Below are 17,569 nucleotides of genomic sequence, written 5' to 3'. Positions count from 1 at the left end.
GGTCGGGCTCACGGCCTCTCGACAGGCTCGCGCCGTGACGGGCCGGGTGCGCGTCTCGATCAGGGGCGATCGGCACCGGAACTGCCGCGGACGATCAGGCGATGGCCGACGATCTCGTGCCGGCCGGGGCCGTGGTAGCCGTTCATGCGTTCCAGCAGCAGCTGGGTGGCGCGCCGGGCGATGGCTTCCTTGTCCGGGGCGATGCTGGTCAACGGCGGCGTCAGGTGCGCGGCGATGGCCAGGTCGTCCCAGCCGATCACGGCCACGTCATCGGGGACTCGCCGGCCGAGCTCGGCCAGGCCGTGCAACGCACCGAGGGCGAGCAGATCGTCGCGGCAGACGATCCCGTCGAAGTCGATGCCCCGCTCGGTCGCCTCGTGCACCGCCAGCCGCCCGGACTCGGGCGCGTAGTTGTCGACCCGCAGGTAGAGCTTGCGGTCCAGTTTCAGCCCGGCGGCGTGGATCGCCTGTTGGTAGCCCCGCAGCCGCTGCCCGGTGGTTTCCGACGGCTTGGGCCGGTTGTAGCCGAGGAACGCGATCCGACGACGCCCGGCCGACAGCAGGCTTGCGGTCGCCTGCTGCGCCGCCACCACGTTGTCGATCATCACGTGGTCGATACTGGCCGGCGCGGGCCCCTCACCGATCAGCACCATCGGGAAGCCGGCCTGCCGATCGGCGAGATCTTCCGGCGTCAGGGCCACGGGATGGAAGATCACCCCGTCCACCAGCCCCTGCTCCCGCTGTTCCAGGACGGCGGACTCGGCGTCGCGATCGGCCAGCGTCTGCTCGATCGCACTGCGCAACTCGTGCGCCCGAAGCCTTCGATCCAACGCCTGGCAGATCTCCCCGAAGTAGGGCACGTCGATCGACGGCACCGCGATCGAGATGGTGCCGGTTCGGCCGGTCGCCAACCGCCTGGCGGTCACGTTCGGCCGGTAGCCCAGCTCGTCGATCGCGGCCTGCACCCGGGCGCGCAGCTCGGCCCGCACGTACGGATGATCATGAACGACGTTGGACACGGTCTTGATCGAGACGCCGGCCCGTTCGGCGACATCAACGAGACGAACGGTAGGCATAGCGGTCCTCACTGAAACGCGGCCGGACTCATCACCCGGCTCCCCCAAGATCTCGCGACAGCTGATCCCTTCGCCCGAACACGTACGCCACGACGCGTCGCCATCCGGGGCGGAACGCCTGGATCGTAACCCGGTAACGCCTCAGCAACCGGTATCACAACAGCTTCTTGCGCCGCCGGTGCGGAAATGTGGTGGCAAACGGTTGACACTCTTACAGCGTTGTACGACATGATGGCCCTCGCACGAACGCACACGACATATCAGCCAAATCCTGTATCTACAGCGATTGCACCGATGGAGCTGCGATGGGTCTCAGTCCGCATACGCCGCAACCTTTTAGCGTTGTACGACCAACGTCCCAACGTCGCCGGCTACATAAGCTCCCCATGGGCGTCCGATGCCCACGCCTGCCGGAGCTGCCGGCATGGTGACTCAGGAGGTCTCGACCCAGCCACCCGCGGTTGATGTCGCCGAATTGGACACGTCGGCCGGCACGCCGAAGCGCCGCAGGATCCCGCTGCGCCGCCGCCTGCTCACCGACTATCCGGTGCTGTTGTTGGCGGTGCCGGGGATGTTGATCATCCTGGCGTTCCAGTACTACCCGCTCTACGGCAACATCATCGCGTTCCAGGACTTCCAGCCGTACTTGGGCATCAGCAAGAGCCTGTGGAACGGGGTGGAGAATTTCGCAGTCATCGTGAACGGTGATCCGGAGTTCCTGAACGCGGTCAAGAACACGTTGATCCTGACCCTGATCCAGACCGTGATCGTCTTCCCGGCGCCCATCATCGTCGCGATCACCCTGCACACGTTGATGTCGAACCGGATGCGGCAGCTGGTGCAGTCGATCCTCTACCTGCCGCACTTCATGAGCTGGGTGATCGTGGTGGCGGTCTTCCAGCAGGTGCTGGGCGGCACCGGCATGATCAACAACTGGCTGCGCAGCCACGGCCTGGACCCGATCCACGTCATCGGCAACGCGCACGCCTTCCGTGGGCTGCTCACCTCCGAGGTGATCTGGAAGGACACCGGCTGGGCGACCATCCTCTTCCTGGCGGTGCTTTCCCAGATCGACCGTTCGCTGTACGAGGCCTCGGCGGTCGACGGCGCCAGCCGGTGGAAACAGATCGTGCACGTCACCCTGCCGGGCCTGAAGCAGATCATCATCCTGTTGTTGATCTTGCGGCTCGGCGACTCGCTGTCGGTCGGCTTCGAACAGATCATCCTGCAGCAGCCGGCCGTCGGCCGAGATGCCAGTGAGGTGCTCGACACCTACGTCTACAACAACGGCATCCTCGGCGGCGCCTGGGGTGTCTCGGCCGCGGTCGGCCTGGTCAAGGGAGTCATCGGACTCGGCCTGGTCCTCGGCGCCAACAAGCTCGCCCATCGCCTCGGCGAGGAAGGGATCTACCGAGGATGACCACGCTCACCACAACCGACCGCAAAACCCTGCCCAGCAAGGGCAAACGCCGACCGCAGGCCGTGGTCGACGGGATGCCGCGGCCGAAGCTGCCCGAACGCGTGATCAAGGGCATCTTCCTCACGGTGATCTGCGCCCTGGTGGTGCTGCCGTTCATCGGCGTGATCTCCACCAGCCTGGCCACCCCGGCCGAGGTGAATCACGCCGGCGGGTTCGTGATGTTCCCGACCAAGGGCGTCGACCTGACCGCGTACAAGTCGATCTTCGCCGGCGGCACCGTCACCCAGGCCCTGCTCATCAGCGGCTTCATCACCGTGGTCGGCACCGCCATCTCGCTGGCCCTCACCTGCAGCCTCGGCTGGGCGCTCAGCCGCCGCGGCACGGTCGGCAACAAGACGCTCCTGATGCTGGTGCTGGTCAGCCTGCTTTTCAACCCTGGTTTGATTCCCACCTATCTGGTGGTCCAGCAGTTCGGTCTGCTGGACAGCATCTGGGCGTTGATCGTCCCCACCTGCGTCAGCGCGTTCAACGTGATCGTGGTCCGTTCCTTCTTCACTGGGCTGCCGGGCGAGGTGCTGGAGTCGGCACGGATCGACGGCGCCTCGGAGTGGAAGATGTTTCGCTACATCGGACTCCCGCTGTCCAAGGCGGTGATCGCGGTGATCGGCCTGTTCTACGGCGTTGGCTACTGGAACAGCTTCTTCAACGCGCTGCTCTACATCAACGACGCCAGCAAATGGCCGCTGCAGCTGGTGCTGCGAACCTACGTCGTCAACGGCGTCGAGCTCGGCGGTCAGGACCTCGGCGTCGGCGGCGAGGCACTCCCGCCGCAGACCACCATCCAGATGGCGATCTTGGTGATCTCCGTCGTCCCGATCCTCTGTGTCTACCCGTTCATCCAGCGTCACTTCGCCAAGGGCGTCCTGACCGGCGCCGTCAAGGGCTGAATCACCCCCTCCGAGAGGTTTGATCATGACGAAATTCGACTCCCGATCCATCACCCGCCGTACGCTGCTGGCCGGCGGGGCCGCCATCGGCATCACCGGCGCGCTGGCCGGCTGCTCCAACGCCGGCCGGGGCGGAAGTGCCGGCCCGGACGCCAACGACGCCGCCGCCAAGTCCAAGGTCCGGCCGGCCTACGTCCGCTATCAGGGCGTCACCCCGGACATGGCCGGCGCAAAGTACAAGATCCCGGACGCGTTCAACAAGTACCCGGCGAATCCGGTGCAGGCGATCGCCGATGCACCCGGTGACGGCAAGCCGATCAAGGTGATGACCTTCACCAACACGCCGATCCCGCCGAAGCTGTCGTCGAACGAGTTCTGGCAGGCCTACAACAAACGAGTCGGCTCGCCGGTCCAGGTCAACCTGACCCCGTCGGTCGACTACGGCCAGAAGTTCGCCACCGCGGTCGCGGGCAAGAAGCTCGGCGACGTGTTCATGATCGGCGGCGTACCCCAGAAACCGCAGATGCTGGAGGCGACCGCGGTCGACCTGACGCCGCACCTGTCCGGCGACAAGATCAAGAAGTATCCGTTCCTGGCGAACCTGCCGGAAACCGCCTGGAATTCGGCGATCTTCGACGGCAAGATCTTCGGCGTTCCGATCCCCCGCGGCGCGATCAGCTCGCAGGCTCTCTATGCCCGCAAGGACATTCTCGAAGGCCAGGGTCTGCCGGTCGAGGTGAAGAGCGCCGACGAGTTCACCGAGCTCTGCAAGGCGCTGACCGACAAGCGCAAGAACCGCTTCGCGCTGGCCAGCGTCCCGACCCAGTACGTGCAGAACATGTGGGGCATCCCGAACGGCTGGAGCATCGAGGGCGACAAGCTGGTCAGCTCCAACGAGGATCCCGCCCGCGAGGATGCGCTCAAGCTGCTGAACCAGCTATGGAAATCGGGCTACATCCACCCGGACGCGTTCACCGGCCAGAACCAGGACCTGAAGACCCGCTTCGGCAACGGCACCAGTCCGCTGGTCTTCGACACCTTCAGCGGCTGGCCGACCTACCTGCAGACGATGGACAAGCAGGCCGAGATCGCGATCATCGCCCCGCCGGCGCACGACGGTTCGGGTGTCGGTCACACCTTCCTGGGTGCGCCGACGATCTCGGTCACCGCGATCAACAAGGCGGCCGAGGATCGGGTCGAGACCCTGCTGTCCTACCTGAACTGGCTCGCTACCCCGTTCGGCACCGAGGAGTACCTGTTCCGCAAGTACGGCATCGACGGCGTCGACTACAAGAAGACCGACGGCAACCCGGTATTGACGTCAAAGGGCTTCAGTGAAGTCCAACTCGGGCTGCAGTACACCGCGGACGGCCCGTGGACGATCTTCCTGCCGGAACGGCCGGGCAGCGCCGAGACCTGCTTCAATGCGATGAAGGAGATCTGCCCGAACGCGATGGAGAATCCGGTGGCGGGGATGTACTCCGAGACCGACAACCGCAAGGGCGGCCAGATCGGCGGCGATCTCAGCGACGTCGAGAGCGACATCATCCAGGGTCGCAAGCCGGTCTCGGCCTGGGCGCCGGCCGTGCAGAAGTGGAAGAAGTCCGGCGGCGACAAGATCGCCGAGGAGCTGTACGCGGCGTACAAGGCGTCGCGCTGATTTCCTGTGCACACAGGGATCGAAGGCCAAATGATCTTCAAAGGAGAAGCATGCCCGAGAATCCGCAGAACCGATCCGTCGGTTCGATCAGCCGTCGTCGCCTGCTGGCTGCGACCGGAGGTGCTGCCGCGTTGACGGCGATCGGCAGCGCCTCCGCCGAGGCCACTGGGCAAGCGGGCTATCACAACCCGGTCGAACCGACGAGCCATCCCGACCCGGCGGTGTTGGCCGACGACGGCACGTTCTACCTGTATTCGACCAACGGAGCGCAGCGGCTGCCGGTGCTGACCTCACCGGACTTGATCAACTGGACGCTGGTCGGCGACGGCATGCCGGCGATCGCGCCATGGTGCGTGTCCGGCCGGCACTGGGCGCCGGAAGTGATCAAGATCGGCAACCGCTACCACTGCTACTACACCGCCCGCCGGGCCGACCTGGCGCAGCAGGCGGTGTCGGTGGCCGTGTCCGACAGCCCGGTCGGACCGTTCGTCGACAATCGGACCACGCCGCTGGTGGGTCAGAGTGACGAGGGCGGCAGCATCGACTGCTCACCGTTCCGTGATCACAACGGTGACTTGTGGCTGCTGTGGAAGAACGACGGCAACGCGATCAACCAGACCTCGTACATCTATCTGCAACGGCTCAGCGACGACGGCCTGGAGTTGGTCGGTGAGCCGCAGCGAATCATCGGCATGGATCAGCCGTACGAGACCTACACGATCGAGGGCCCGTCGGTCTTCATCAACAAGGGACGGTATTACTGCCTCTACTCCACCGGCGAGTACTGGAACGAGACCTACCGGGTCTGCTGGGCGACCGCGCGGCGGCTCACCGGGCCGTGGACGAAGCCGTCCGACGAGCCGCTGTTGGTCACCAACGACGTCGCCAAGGGTCCCGGCCACGGGATGCCGATCAAGGTCGGTGCGCACTGGTGGTACGTCTACCACGCCTGGCAGCCGAGTGGTGAGCCCGGCGGCCGGTTGGTCTGGCTGTCCCGCATGCGCTTCAAGGGCGACCGCCCTGTGATCGACGGCCCCTGGGCCGACAACCCGTTCCGCCCGCACGTCTGACCGCCCCACTCTCCCGGGCCACCAGGCACAGCCGCGCGCAAGATCGACCGCCGCATCCGAAATAACGGGTGCGGGAGCAGTTCTTGCGCGCGGCTGATGGGGTGCCCGGCGATAACGGGTGCGGGAGCAGGGGGACGCGGGTCAGTCGACGAGCAGCGGGACGGTCATCTCGGCGGGGGTGAGCGACCCGTGCATCCCGATCAGCGACGATTCGCGCGGCTGGGTCCGGGTCATCACCGCCCAGTCGTCGCGCATCGCCACCAGGACGTGGCCGAAGCGTTCGATCACCCGGTCGTCGACGGGGCCGAACCAACCGTCGTCGATGGCGTCGCCGCGGGTGCGGACCCAGGCCCGGTCGCCCAGCAGGTCCGCCCATCGAGCGGCCACCAAGTGCGGGTTGTCCCGGTCGACGTAAAGCTGCCGGAACCGCGCCTCGCCGGCGATGGCGTCCACCCCGACGAGCAGTTCCGACTCGTCCTCGGCGATGATCCTCAGGTCCCGCGGGATGTCGATCATTCCATGATCACCGGTGATGATCATCCGCACCTCATCGGGAAGTTGATCACGCAACATCCCAAGCCTGCGGTCGATCTGGGTCAGCACGTCCAACCAGTCCGGCGATTCGCAACCACGCGAGTGGCCGCAATGATCAAGATCACGTTCGTACGCGTAGACCAGGCTGCGCTCACCCTGCATCGCGGCCCGGGTGACCAGTTCGGCGCGTTCATGATCATCGGCTGCCGGCGGGTAGCCGACGAATTCAGCGCCGCGCTGGGCGGCCCGGGTCAGCCCACTGCCGGCGAAATGGGCCGGTGACACCGAGCTCACTCGGACTCCGGCTTCGGCGGCCCGGTCGAACAGGGTCGGCCGCGGCTGATACCGCTCGGGGCTGATCGGCACGTCCCAGTAGAGGGCGTTGAGCACCTTGTCCAGCTCAGGCACCCGGGAGGTGTAACCGGCCATCCCGTGCTCGCCAGGCGTCAGCCCGGTGCCCAGACTGGTCAGGCTGGTCACCGTGGTGCTCGGCACCCCGGAAGTGATCGGCCGGGCGTCGCCGAGCAGGCTGGTCAGGTACTCCGCGTTGCGGACCGCGCGACGCAGCAGATGCCAGCCGAGCCCGTCGACCAGCACCACCACGTAACGGTCGGCCGGCGGCAGCTGCAGGATGTCGTCGCACCCCCGTACGCCCAGCTGGGCGCCGATGCTGGGCAGCAGGTCGGCCAGGGTTGACCGCTGGTACGAGGGCCGGATCATCTCCGGCAGCCGCCGCACCGATCCGCCGTACGCTCCCGGAGGCGCGCTGTCACGGGTGACGGTCACAGCCCGGCCGCCCGCTGCAGATCGGTGGCGAACCGGATCAGCCGGCCCACCCGCTCCGCGCCGTCGGCGGCGCTGCTCATCCGGATGGTCAGATCGTCGGCGACCAGGTTTCCGGTGTAGCCGTGATCGGCTTCGCAGTTCGGGTCGCCACAGCTGGCCGGCTCCAGGTCGACCCGCCGCATCGCCCCCCAGCCGATCGACAGCCAGGTCTCGTACACCGGCGAGGTCTGCGACTGGTAGCGCTCAGGGTCGGCGACCACCCGGGTCAGAACCACGCTGGAGAGCTTGCCGATCGACACCGATTCGGTCGACGAGGACGCGTAGGTCTGGTTGCCGCCGCCCTCGGCCAGATGATCATCCGTGTGCCCGACGATCAGCCGGCTCCCGGTCAGCAGCAACACGGTCAGATGGCGGTGGATCTCGTCCCGGTCGAAGGTGGGTTCGTGGTGCACCGCGAAGTTGAGGATCGGCTCGTCACCGGCGGCCAGCAGCACCCCGTCCTCGACCAGGTCGGGATAGTAACCGCACGACACGATGTCGGCGCGCAGCTCCTGCCGGATGGTGGTCGATGCCTGCATGGGCACATCCTTGCACGCCGGGTGAGTACGGTCGGCCGCCCCATCCACAGGCCCGATTACAGCACCCGGGCCAGCGGGTCGCGATGCTCCCCGATCGGCGCGATCTCGATCCTGGCGCCCAGCACCGACAAGCCGGCCCGGGTGGCGATGCACGGAGTCAGCAGCAGGTACGCCAGCTGGGGCAACTCGTCGGCGAGCTGCGACACCCGGTGCAGCAACTCCTCCACCTTCGAGGTGTCCACACCCGGGCTGCCGCCGCGGCCGAACAGGGTCGGCGCGGCGCGCAGATCCCGCACCATCGCCGCGGCGTCGACCGTGGTCAACGGCGGCACCCGGAAGGCTGTGTCGCCGAGCAGGTCACTGGCGATGCCGGCCAGCCCGAGTTCGACGATCGGGCCGAACGCCGCATCCTCCCGGCTGGTCACCCGCAGCGGGACCCCCGGTGCCACCATCGGCTGCACCACCGGCGCCGCCGCGGCCAGCTCATCCGTGCCGGCGGTTTCCATTCCGGGCGCTTGCGGCTCCGGGCCCAGTTCGGCGACCAGCTCGGTGAGGTCGGACCAGGCCCGTTTCATCGCATCCGGACCGTCCAGGTTGCGGAACACGCTGGCCAGGTCGGGCCGGCCTCGTACCTTCTCGGCGGTGGCCTTCAACACCACGTTCCAGCCGTACCCGGCGCCGGCCTCCATCGCCTCGCTCAGGGTGTTGACCCGGCGCTGCCGCACCAGTCCGATCCCGTACGCGGCCAGCAGGTCGGCTGCCTCGTCGTCGGTCAGCCGCCGGCCGTCCGGAGCGTCGGCAAGCGCCTTGTTGATCACCCGCTTGGCGGCGGCCGGGTCGATCCCCTGCAGCATCGGCACTGCGCCCGGATCGCGTTCGCGCCAATGGGCGTAGGCGCTGACCGCGGCCAGCGCCCGGATCGCATCCACCGGCGCGTCGAAGATCGGCAGCGACTGGCCGATGTCGGGTTCCTCCGCCTCGTCGGCGTCCTCCACGTCGGTGAAGTCGAGGAATCCGGCCAGCAGTGGCTTGGTCGAGGTCGCGGCCAGCTCCTCCAGCCGCCAGCGCGCCTCCTGCGGGTCCGCGCCGAACACCCCGACCACCGCGCACAGTACGGCGTCGCAGGAGTCGTCGGCGAGCGCGTTCCGGGCGAGTTCGGCGATCGCCTCCGGCTGCTGACTCGGCGGCAGCACCCACGGTTCGCCGGCCAGCAGCAGACCGCTGGAGATGACCGTCTGGGCGAGCTGGTGGGCCAGCGTCTCGGAGTTGGTGATCAGCCGGGTCCGCGGCCCCGCCGGCAGCGGCTGCCGGCCGGCGACCTGGGCGATGCCGATCATCTCGTCGCGCCGGCCGACCACGATCACCCCGGACTGCCGGAACAACGCGTCCACTGCCGCCTCGGGTGCGTGGGCGAGGCTCTTCTGACCGGCCGGCGTGCTCTCACCGGAGGCGTACGAGGTCCGCCGGGCCCGACCGGGAGAGTAGACCACCACCGGCTTGCGGCGGGCCAACCGGCGGATGACCCGGGTGAACTTGCGCGGGTTGCCCAGGGTGTCCAGGGACATCAGGCAGACCCGGGTGTCGTCGTCGTCCTCCCAGTACTGCATCACGTCGTTGCCGCTGACGTCGGCGTATTCGCCGGTGGAGATGAAGGAGGAGATGCCCAGGTGCCGCCGGATCGCCGGTGCCAGCATCGCCACCCCGGTCGCCGCCGACTGGCAGAACAGGCCGACCGATCCGGGGCGCGGCACCGGGCCGGGGATCGCGGTCAACGCCACGTCGGTGGCGGTGTTGATCAGACCGAGCGCGTCCGGCCCGAGCGCCCGGATCCCGTACGCCCTGGCCAGACTGACCACCCGATGACTGTCGTTGATGCCGATGTCGGCACCGGTCAGCACCACCATCGCGTGCGCGCCCTTGTGCGCCGCGTCGATCACCGCGGCGCCCAGATCGTCGCGCGGGATCGAGGCGAGGACCAGGTCGATGCGCCCGTCGACGGTGGCCAGGGTCGGGCTGGTCGGGACGCCGGCGACCGCAGTGTGGTCGGTGCTGACCGCGACCAGCTCGCCCCGAAAACCGCCGGACAACATGGCCGTCACGATGGTCTGCACCTTGGCGCCGGCACCGAGCACCACCACCCGTTCGGGGTTCAGCATCCGCCGGATCGAGGCGCCCTCGGCCCGGTGCTCGCGGCGTTCCATCACCCCCACCGAGGTGTCGGAGGGCAGGATCGGGAATTCGACGCTGAGCACGCCGTCCTCGTACGCGCGGGAGACCTGATAGCCGGCCTCGGCGAACACCTGGGCCATCCGCTCGTTCTCCGGCAGCACGTCGGCGACGAAGCCGGTGATGCCGCGCTCTCGGGCGGCCTCGGCCAGATGCTCCAGCAGCAGCTGGCCGATTCCCCTGCCCTGCTGGGAATCCTCAACCAAGAAGGCGACCTCGGCCCGATCGTCCTCCAGCCGCTCGTAGCGGCCGACGGCGATCATCTTCTCCCCGACGGTCAGGATGAAGGCGACCCGGTCGACGTAGTCGACGGTGGTGAAACGTTCGACGTCGCGGTCGCTCAGCCGGGGGTACGGGGCGAAGAAGCGGAGGTATTTGGACTCGTCGGAGACCCGGGCGTAGAAGTCGACCAGCAGGTCCGCGTCGTCGGGTCTGATCGGCCGCAGCCGGGCCAGACCGCCGTCGCTGAGAACGACATCCGCCTCCCATTCGGCCGGGTAGCCGGGTGGGTTCGCACTGCGCTCGACGGGCACGCGCACATCGTACGCAGCCGGTTACGGCGCACCCTCGGCCGCGTCCGTGCGTCCGCTGTGATCTTCGCCGCCCATGCCGAGTTGTCAGCGGCAGGACGCGCTATGGCGCCCTCTCCTGCTGACAAGTCGGTGAGGTCGGGTGATCAGGACGGCCAGACGCAGCGGAAGCCGTTGTTGCCGCCGCCGCTGTTGGGCTCGTTGCGGCTGCGGGCGGCGACCCGGTAGCGGTTGCAGTAGGACTTGTGGCAGAGGTACGAACCGCCGCGCATCACCCGCTGTGGTCCGTGATCGGGACCGGTCGGGTTCACGATCGGCCGGTCCGGGGCCGGTTCTTGATCATGGTCGGTGCCCCAGTGGTCGGCGGTCCACTCCCAGACGTTGCCGACCACCTCGTACAGGCCGTAGCCGTTGGCCGGGAAGCTGCGGACCGATGCGGTGCCGCGATAGCCGTCGTCGGCGTTGTTGTGGATCGGGAAGCGTCCCTGCCAGATGTTGCACAGATGCCGCCCGTCCGGGGTGAGGTCGTCGCCCCACGGGTAGCGCGCCTGCTCCAGGCCGCCGCGGGCGGCGTACTCCCACTCGGCCTCGGTGGGCAGCCGGCCGCCGGCCCAGGTGCAGTAGGCGACCGCGTCGTTCCAGGAGACATGGACAACGGGATGGTCGCCGCGGCCGGCGAGGTCGGAGCCGGGGCCTTCGGGATGATCCCAGCTGGCGCCCTCGACCGCGCACCACCACGGCGTCACCTCCGGTCGCGGGCTGATCTTGCGGACCGCCGCCGACAGGAAACCGGCGAACACGAAGCTCCAGCCGAAGCTCTGCGCCTCGGTCCGGTGACCGGTGGCCGCGATGAACCGAGCGAACTGATCGTTGGTTACCGCAGTCGCGCCGATGCGGAAGCCGTCCACGTGGACCCGGCGGATCGGCCCCTCGGCGTCGTCGGGAAACCCCTCGGCGTCCTCGGTCCCCATCAGGAAATCCCCGCCGGGCAAGGAGATCCGCTCCCCCAGGTCCGGCTCGAGGGATCTCGAGTACGCGTCCGATGTCGCCGCTGAAGAAGGCGCCGCGGCGCCGTCGGCCGGACGCGCGGCACTGATGGCCATGCCTCGCCCGCTGGGAGCGCAGCAGGATGCGTGCTCAACATGCAGATCTTGGTCCACGCCCACACGGTATATGCGTGCCGTCGTTTCACCGGACCTGGCGATGACAAGAATCCTGCACCAGTGCCGCTCAGCTGCCCGGAACCGAGCAGGACAGCATCACTGGTGCAGCACTCTTGTCATCCTCGTCCCACACCGGCGGTGCCGATCGGTTGTCCACAACCCTGGCGACCCACCTCGCAGCCCGTATCCACAGCCCCTGATCACCTCGGCACCAAAAGTCACAAACTCTCTGTGTGGACACAAGACATTGACCAACTTCTGAAAGCTGCCGGCGGCGCGATTCGCCGAGCCGATCATCCAGAGCTGCGCTATCGGCTCGACTACCTCCGCCGGCGCGGGCACCTCGCTTCGCCGCTGCCGGGAATCCTGACGGTCCCCAGCGCCGAGGACGACCTGGAGCTTGCCGTCCTGGCCGGGTCCCTGTGGCTGGGACCGGACGCTGTGCTCACCGGCTGGGCCGCGGCGGCACTTACCTTCTGGCCGAAGGCGCCGGTGTCCCGGCTGACCTTCGCAGCCCCACGTCGTCCCGCGGCGTGTCGCGGTCGATACCGGACCGAACGCCGTGAGATCCCGCCGGAACTCGCCATGCGGATCGCGACCGTGGCGGTCACTTCGCCGGCCATGACAGCCGTCGACCTGGCCGCCGAGGATGCGGACGCGATCGACGCTGCCCTCCGGGCGGGAATCAGCTTGGATGAGCTGTGGGCCGCGTTCCGAGCCACCCCGGGTCGACCTGGCAACCAGCAGCGCATGAGGGTGCTTCGCGATTCGCGCGACGACCCGTGGTCGGCCGCCGAGCGTCGCCTGCATCGGCTGCTGCGCAATCGCGGGATCACGGGTTGGACGGCCAACCGACAGATCCGACTCCGGTCCGGCCGGCGTTATCGCGCCGACCTGCTGTTCGGCAGGCAACGAGTAATTGTCGAGTTCGACAGTTACGCCTTCCACAGTGATCGGGACGTGTTCAACAACGATCGCCGTCGGCGCAACGAACTCGAGCTCGCCGGATACCTGGTTCTGAACTTCACCTGGGCGCACCTGATCGACGACCCCGACTGGTTGATCGAATGCATCCGCCGCGCACTCGCCCTGCGCAGTTGATCCGCGTGGTCGACTCGGAGCGGCCAGGATTACAAGGATCCTGCGCCAGTCGGGTCCAGCCGGCCGGATCTGCGGGTCAGGACGCCACTGGAGCAGGATTCTTGTGCTGTCTCCGCCGCACAGCATCGCCCGGCCGGTCGGTGCTGGCATGATCATCCGGGGATCGGCGTGCCGATCACAGAGACCGAACCAATCGGCGGATCTGATCAAGGGAGACGAGGCATGGCCGACTACGTCGCGGCGATCGACCAGGGCACCACCAGCAGCCGATTCATGGTTTTCGATCATGACGGCGCGGAGATCGGCAAGCACCAGCTGGAACACTCCCAGATCATGCCCAAGCCCGGCTGGGTGGAGCACAACCCGGTGGAGATCCTGGACCGCACCTCCTCGGTGATCCAGACCGCGATGAACAAGCTCGACCTGGAAGCCGGCGATCTGGCCGCGCTCGGGATCACCAACCAGCGCGAGACCACGGTGATCTGGAACAAGCGCACCGGCCGGCCCTACTACAACGCGATCGTCTGGCAGGACACCCGGACCGACAAGATCGCCGCCGCGCTGGAACGCGACGGGCGAGGTGATGTGATCCGCCGCAAGGCCGGCATCCCGCCGGCGACCTACTTCTCCGCGGGCAAGATCCAGTGGATCTTCGAGAACGTCTCCGGCGTCCGGGAGGCCGCCGAGAAGGGCGACGCGCTCTTCGGCACCACCGACTGCTGGCTGCTGTGGAATCTGACCGGCGGCACCGACGGCGGCGTACACATCACCGACGTCACCAACGCCGGCCGCACCATGCTGATGAATCTGGAGACGCTGGACTGGGACGACGAGCTGCTCGGCTTCTTCGACATCCCCCGGCAGATGCTGCCCGAGATCCGACCCTCTTCCGATCCCAACCTGTACGGCAAGACCCTCAAGCGCGGACCCCTGCAGGGCGAGGTGTCGCTGGCCGGCACGCTCGGTGATCAACAAGCCGCCATGGTCGGTCAGGTCTGTCTGTCCGCCGGCGAGGCGAAGAACACCTACGGGACCGGAAACTTCCTGTTGATGAACACCGGCACCGAGCTGGTCCGCTCCGAGAACGGCTTGCTGACCACGGTTTGCTACCAGTTCGGTGATCAGGATCCGGTGTTCGCGTTGGAGGGTTCGATCGCGGTCACCGGCTCGGCGATCCAGTGGCTGCGCGACCAGCTCAAGATCATCACCGACGCCGACGACAGCGAGGTGCTGGCCCGCACGGTGACCGACAACGGCGGCTTGTACTTCGTACCGGCGTTCTCCGGACTGTTCGCGCCGTACTGGCGATCCGACGCCCGCGGCGTGATCGTCGGGATGTCGCGCTACAACACCGGCGGACATCTGGCCCGAGCCGCGCTGGAGGCGATCTGCTATCAGAGCAAGGATGTGGCCGACGCGATGGAGAAGGACTCCGGCAGCAAGATCGACGTGCTCAAGGTGGACGGCGGGATCACCGCCAACGAGCTGTGCATGCAGATCCAGGCCGACGTGCTCGGGGTCGAGGTGAGCAAGCCGCAGATCGCCGAGACCACGGCGCTGGGCGCCGCCTATGCGGCCGGCCTGGCGGTCGGTTTCTGGAGCGATCCCGAGGAGTTGCGGCAGAACTGGCACGAGAGCAGGCGGTGGAACCCGCAGACCTCCGACGAACAGCGCAGTGCCGGGTACGCAGGCTGGCAGAAGGCCGTTCAACGCACCTTGGACTGGGTCGACATCGACGACTCCTGACCCGGTACGAGGCCGGTGCCGTTGCGATAGCGTGCGGCCATGCCGACTCATCCGCAGGTCCGCGCAGCACGAGACTTCCTGTTGCTGCATCGCAGCGACTACCAGACTGCGTACGCCGGTTTCAGTTGGCCCCAGCTGCAGCTGTTCAACTTCGCCGCCGACTGGTTCGACGGGCTGGCCGAGGAGAGCCCCGAGCAGACCGCGCTGTGGGTGATCGACGCCGACGAGGCGGGCGGCGTTGGCCGGGAGGCCAAGCTCAGCTTCGCCGAGTTGCGGGATCGTTCGGTGGCGGCCGCGCAGTGGCTGGCCGGTCTGGGGGTACGCCGTGGCGATCGGATCCTGCTGGTGTTGGGAAATTGCGTGCCGCTGTGGGAGATCATGCTGGCCGCGATCCGGATCGGCGCGGTGATCATCCCGGCCACACCGCAGTTGGCGGCCAAGGACCTGGCCGACCGCGTCGACCGTGGCGAGGCCAGGTTGCTGATTGCCGACGTCGCCGACCACGCCAAATTCGCCGAGTTGCAGGTCGAGCACGGCCGGGTGGCGGTGGACGGTTCCGGTTCCGGCAGCCCGGTGCCCGACGGCTGGCACGATTACGCCGAGGTCGTAGTCGATCCCGACGCCGACCGGCACTTCCCCGGTGTCAGCAAGGCCGACGACCCGATGCTGCTGTACTTCACCTCCGGCACCACCGCGTTGCCGAAGCTGGTCGAGCACACCCAGACCTCGTACCCGATCGGGCATCTGAGCACGATGTACTGGATGGGGTTGCGACCCGGCGACGTTCACCTCAACATCAGCTCGCCCGGCTGGGCCAAACATGCCTGGAGCAGCTTCTTCGCTCCGTGGCTGGCGGGGTCGACGATCTTGGTCTACAACTATCAGCGGTTCGCCGCCGACGGTCTGCTGCGGGTGCTGGAGAGCACCGGGGTGAGCACCTTCTGCGCCCCGCCGACGGTGTGGCGGATGCTGATCCAGGCCGACCTCGGATCGGCCAAGACCTCAATCAGGGAAGCGTTCTCGGCCGGTGAGCCGCTCAACCCGGAGGTGATCGAGCAGGTCAAGAAGGCGTGGGGACTGACCATCCGGGACGGGTACGGGCAGACCGAGACCTCCGCCCAGGTAGGGAATCCGCCGGGGGTTGGCTTGAAGCCCGGTTCGATGGGCCGGCCGCTGCCGGGGTACCGGGTCCGGCTGGTCGATCCGGCCACCGGCGAGAACCGCACGGACGAGGGCGAGTTGTGCTTGGAGCTGGATCCGCGGCCGCTGGCGCTGATGACCGGCTACAAGGATCGGGCCGACGTGTTCGACGATCGGAAGAACGAGCACGCCTTCGCCGGCGACGTCTATCACACCGGCGATGTGGTCAGCATCGACGATGACGGCTACCTGACCTACGTCGGCCGCTCCGACGACGTGTTCAAGGCCAGCGACTATCGGATCAGCCCGTTCGAGTTGGAGTCAGTGTTGATCGAACATCCGGCGGTGGCCGAGGCAGCAGTGATCCCGCATCCCGATCCGGTCCGGCTCGCGGTGCCGAAGGCGTTCGTGATCTTGGCCGGCGGCCATCAGCCCGACGCGGAGACGGCGAAGTCGATCTTCGCCTACACCCGCGAACATCTCGCCCCCTACAAGCGGATCCGGATCCTCGAATTCGGCGAGTTGCCGAAAACGATCAGTGGCAAGATCCGCCGAGTCGAGTTGCGGCACGCGGAGGAAACCCATGTCGGCCGGGCCGAGTTCGAGTTCTACGCCGGCGATTTCGACTGAGGACGATCCGGTGAGCAAGCACCAGCAGACGACGACAGCTGCGGACGTGCTCGGTCCCTATCTCGCGGACCAGTGCGTCACCGTGCTGACGATCAGCGCCGAACTGCAGCGCGCCTTCGACGCCGATCGGGCCCGCGAGTTGCCCGCGGAACGGATCCATCAGGCCCGGGTGGGCTGCCGGCGGCTACGCAGCACCTTGCGCGTCTTCGACGACTTCTTCCTTGCAGAGCAGGCAGAAAGCTTGTCCGACGAGCTGCGCTGGTTCGGTCTGCGGCTGGGCGCCGTACGTGACCTGGACGTGCTGGGCGAACGGTTGACCGCTGCAGTGGACCGGATGGAAGATGATCTTGTGCTGCATCAGGCAGCCCAGGAACTGGCCGATCAGTTGCTGTTCCGGCGACGGATCGCATTGGCCGCGTTGCGGGATGCGCTGCATGACGAACGCTACGCGGAGCTGCTGCAGCAGTTGGAGAAGTGGAAGGATCAGCCGGCCTGGACCGCGCGTGCCGACAAGCCCGCGACCAAGATCAAGAAGTACGTCAAGCGAGCCGGGTATCGGCTGGATCGGCGGCTGCGGCATGCCGCCGACGCGATCAACGCCGACGATCCGGAGACCGACGCGTTGATTCACTCCGCTCGCAAGGCGGCGAAGCGACACCGGTACGCGGTCGAGGCGAGCGCATCCGTGTTCGGTTCGGCTGCGGATCGTACGATCGCCCGCCGCAAGCGGCTTCAAGATCAACTCGGCGACTACCAGGACAGCCGACTGGCCTCGATCCTGCTCCGCGATCTCGGCGGCATCCCCGGCCGCAACGGCTTCACCTTCGGCATCCTCTACGACCAGGAGCTTCAGCACCGGCGCCACCTGCGCAAGAAGATCGCCAAACGGGCCCCCACCTCCTGAGCGGGAGGATCCGAGCCGGCTGTGCCCGGCGAGCCCCGCTCGGCATTCGTACCTTGGT

13 protein-coding genes are annotated in these 17,569 nt (G+C 67.5%); 8 read left to right on the top strand and 5 right to left on the bottom strand.

Going from position 1 to position 17,569, the window contains the following annotated elements:
• Positions 1-59 precede the first annotated feature (59 nt).
• Positions 60-1,076, bottom strand: coding sequence for a LacI family DNA-binding transcriptional regulator (locus FOE78_RS12045; RefSeq protein ID WP_143986500.1), 1,017 nt, complete (start codon positions 1,074-1,076; stop codon positions 60-62).
• Positions 1,077-1,473: 397 nt separating this feature from the next.
• On the opposite strand from FOE78_RS12045, the gene FOE78_RS12040 reads away from it, so the two are divergent.
• From FOE78_RS12040 to FOE78_RS12025, 4 genes are read left to right on the top strand one after another with little or no spacing between them, the layout of a single operon-like run.
• Entirely contained in the window at positions 1,474-2,496 is a 1,023-nt protein-coding gene (locus FOE78_RS12040) for an ABC transporter permease (protein WP_228265808.1), read from the top strand.
• On the top strand, positions 2,493-3,443 hold the full coding sequence (locus FOE78_RS12035) for a carbohydrate ABC transporter permease (RefSeq protein ID WP_143986499.1): 951 nt from the start codon (positions 2,493-2,495) through the stop codon (positions 3,441-3,443). Before FOE78_RS12040 ends, FOE78_RS12035 begins: the two co-directional genes overlap by 4 nt.
• A 25-nt stretch (positions 3,444-3,468) precedes the next feature.
• Positions 3,469-5,103 (top strand): extracellular solute-binding protein, encoded by a 1,635-nt coding sequence (locus FOE78_RS12030; protein ID WP_143986498.1) that lies wholly within the window; start codon positions 3,469-3,471, stop codon positions 5,101-5,103.
• A 50-nt stretch (positions 5,104-5,153) separates the two neighbouring features.
• Positions 5,154-6,173 carry a glycoside hydrolase family 43 protein gene (locus tag FOE78_RS12025; RefSeq protein WP_143986497.1) on the top strand — a complete coding sequence of 340 codons (1,020 nt, stop codon included), beginning with the start codon at positions 5,154-5,156 and terminating at the stop codon, positions 6,171-6,173.
• Between the two features lie 141 nt (positions 6,174-6,314).
• Here the strand turns inward: FOE78_RS12025 and FOE78_RS12020 are convergent, their stop codons facing one another.
• From FOE78_RS12020 to FOE78_RS12005, 4 genes are all read right to left on the bottom strand, one after another.
• Positions 6,315-7,427, bottom strand: a complete 1,113-nt coding sequence (locus FOE78_RS12020; RefSeq protein WP_143986496.1) for an alkaline phosphatase family protein — start codon at positions 7,425-7,427, stop codon at positions 6,315-6,317.
• Positions 7,428-7,489: 62 nt separating this feature from the next.
• Positions 7,490-8,071: a DUF5998 family protein gene (locus FOE78_RS12015; protein ID WP_143986495.1), complete on the bottom strand. Its 582-nt coding sequence runs from the start codon at positions 8,069-8,071 to the stop codon at positions 7,490-7,492.
• Positions 8,072-8,127: 56 nt separating this feature from the next.
• Positions 8,128-10,830 carry a bifunctional acetate--CoA ligase family protein/GNAT family N-acetyltransferase gene (locus tag FOE78_RS12010; RefSeq protein WP_168207493.1) on the bottom strand — a complete coding sequence of 901 codons (2,703 nt, stop codon included), beginning with the start codon at positions 10,828-10,830 and terminating at the stop codon, positions 8,128-8,130.
• A 143-nt stretch (positions 10,831-10,973) separates the two neighbouring features.
• Positions 10,974-11,930, bottom strand: coding sequence for a formylglycine-generating enzyme family protein (locus tag FOE78_RS12005; RefSeq protein ID WP_143986493.1), 957 nt, complete (start codon positions 11,928-11,930; stop codon positions 10,974-10,976).
• A 291-nt stretch (positions 11,931-12,221) separates the two neighbouring features.
• On the opposite strand from FOE78_RS12005, the gene FOE78_RS12000 reads away from it, so the two are divergent.
• From FOE78_RS12000 to FOE78_RS11985, 4 genes are all read left to right on the top strand, one after another.
• The gene (locus tag FOE78_RS12000; RefSeq protein ID WP_168207492.1) at positions 12,222-13,091 is read left to right on the top strand and encodes an endonuclease domain-containing protein; all 870 of its coding nucleotides are present in this window, start codon (positions 12,222-12,224) and stop codon (positions 13,089-13,091) included.
• A 222-nt stretch (positions 13,092-13,313) separates the two neighbouring features.
• Positions 13,314-14,837 (top strand): glycerol kinase GlpK, encoded by a 1,524-nt coding sequence (gene glpK, locus FOE78_RS11995; RefSeq protein ID WP_143986491.1) that lies wholly within the window; start codon positions 13,314-13,316, stop codon positions 14,835-14,837.
• A gap of 39 nt (positions 14,838-14,876) precedes the next feature.
• On the top strand, positions 14,877-16,607 hold the full coding sequence (locus FOE78_RS11990) for an AMP-binding protein (protein ID WP_143986490.1): 1,731 nt from the start codon (positions 14,877-14,879) through the stop codon (positions 16,605-16,607).
• Positions 16,608-16,617: 10 nt separating this feature from the next.
• A complete protein-coding gene (locus FOE78_RS11985) occupies positions 16,618-17,511 on the top strand; it encodes a CHAD domain-containing protein (protein WP_168207491.1) in 894 nt (297 codons plus the stop codon).
• Positions 17,512-17,569: the final 58 nt, after the last annotated feature.

Origin of the sequence: Microlunatus elymi (assembly GCF_007362775.1) — a bacterium.
Taxonomy (GTDB): domain Bacteria; phylum Actinomycetota; class Actinomycetes; order Propionibacteriales; family Propionibacteriaceae; genus Microlunatus; species Microlunatus elymi.
Note: the sequence above shows the minus strand (reverse complement) of the source record. Positions and strands in the feature narration are given on the sequence as shown.

Excerpts from the sequence above, each read along its gene's own strand:
- FOE78_RS12040 (WP_228265808.1), top strand. The coding sequence starts at position 1,474 with ATGCCCACGCCTGCCGGAGCTGCCGGCATGGTGACTCAGGAGGTCTCG.
- FOE78_RS12015 (WP_143986495.1), bottom strand. The coding sequence starts at position 8,071 with ATGCAGGCATCGACCACCATCCGGCAGGAGCTGCGCGCCGACATCGTG.
- FOE78_RS12035 (WP_143986499.1), top strand. The coding sequence starts at position 2,493 with ATGACCACGCTCACCACAACCGACCGCAAAACCCTGCCCAGCAAGGGC.
- FOE78_RS12030 (WP_143986498.1), top strand. The coding sequence starts at position 3,469 with ATGACGAAATTCGACTCCCGATCCATCACCCGCCGTACGCTGCTGGCC.
- glpK (WP_143986491.1), top strand. The coding sequence starts at position 13,314 with ATGGCCGACTACGTCGCGGCGATCGACCAGGGCACCACCAGCAGCCGA.
- FOE78_RS12005 (WP_143986493.1), bottom strand. The coding sequence starts at position 11,930 with ATGGCCATCAGTGCCGCGCGTCCGGCCGACGGCGCCGCGGCGCCTTCT.
- FOE78_RS12020 (WP_143986496.1), bottom strand. The coding sequence starts at position 7,427 with ATGATCCGGCCCTCGTACCAGCGGTCAACCCTGGCCGACCTGCTGCCC.
- FOE78_RS11990 (WP_143986490.1), top strand. The coding sequence starts at position 14,877 with ATGCCGACTCATCCGCAGGTCCGCGCAGCACGAGACTTCCTGTTGCTG.
- FOE78_RS12045 (WP_143986500.1), bottom strand. The coding sequence starts at position 1,076 with ATGCCTACCGTTCGTCTCGTTGATGTCGCCGAACGGGCCGGCGTCTCG.
- FOE78_RS12025 (WP_143986497.1), top strand. The coding sequence starts at position 5,154 with ATGCCCGAGAATCCGCAGAACCGATCCGTCGGTTCGATCAGCCGTCGT.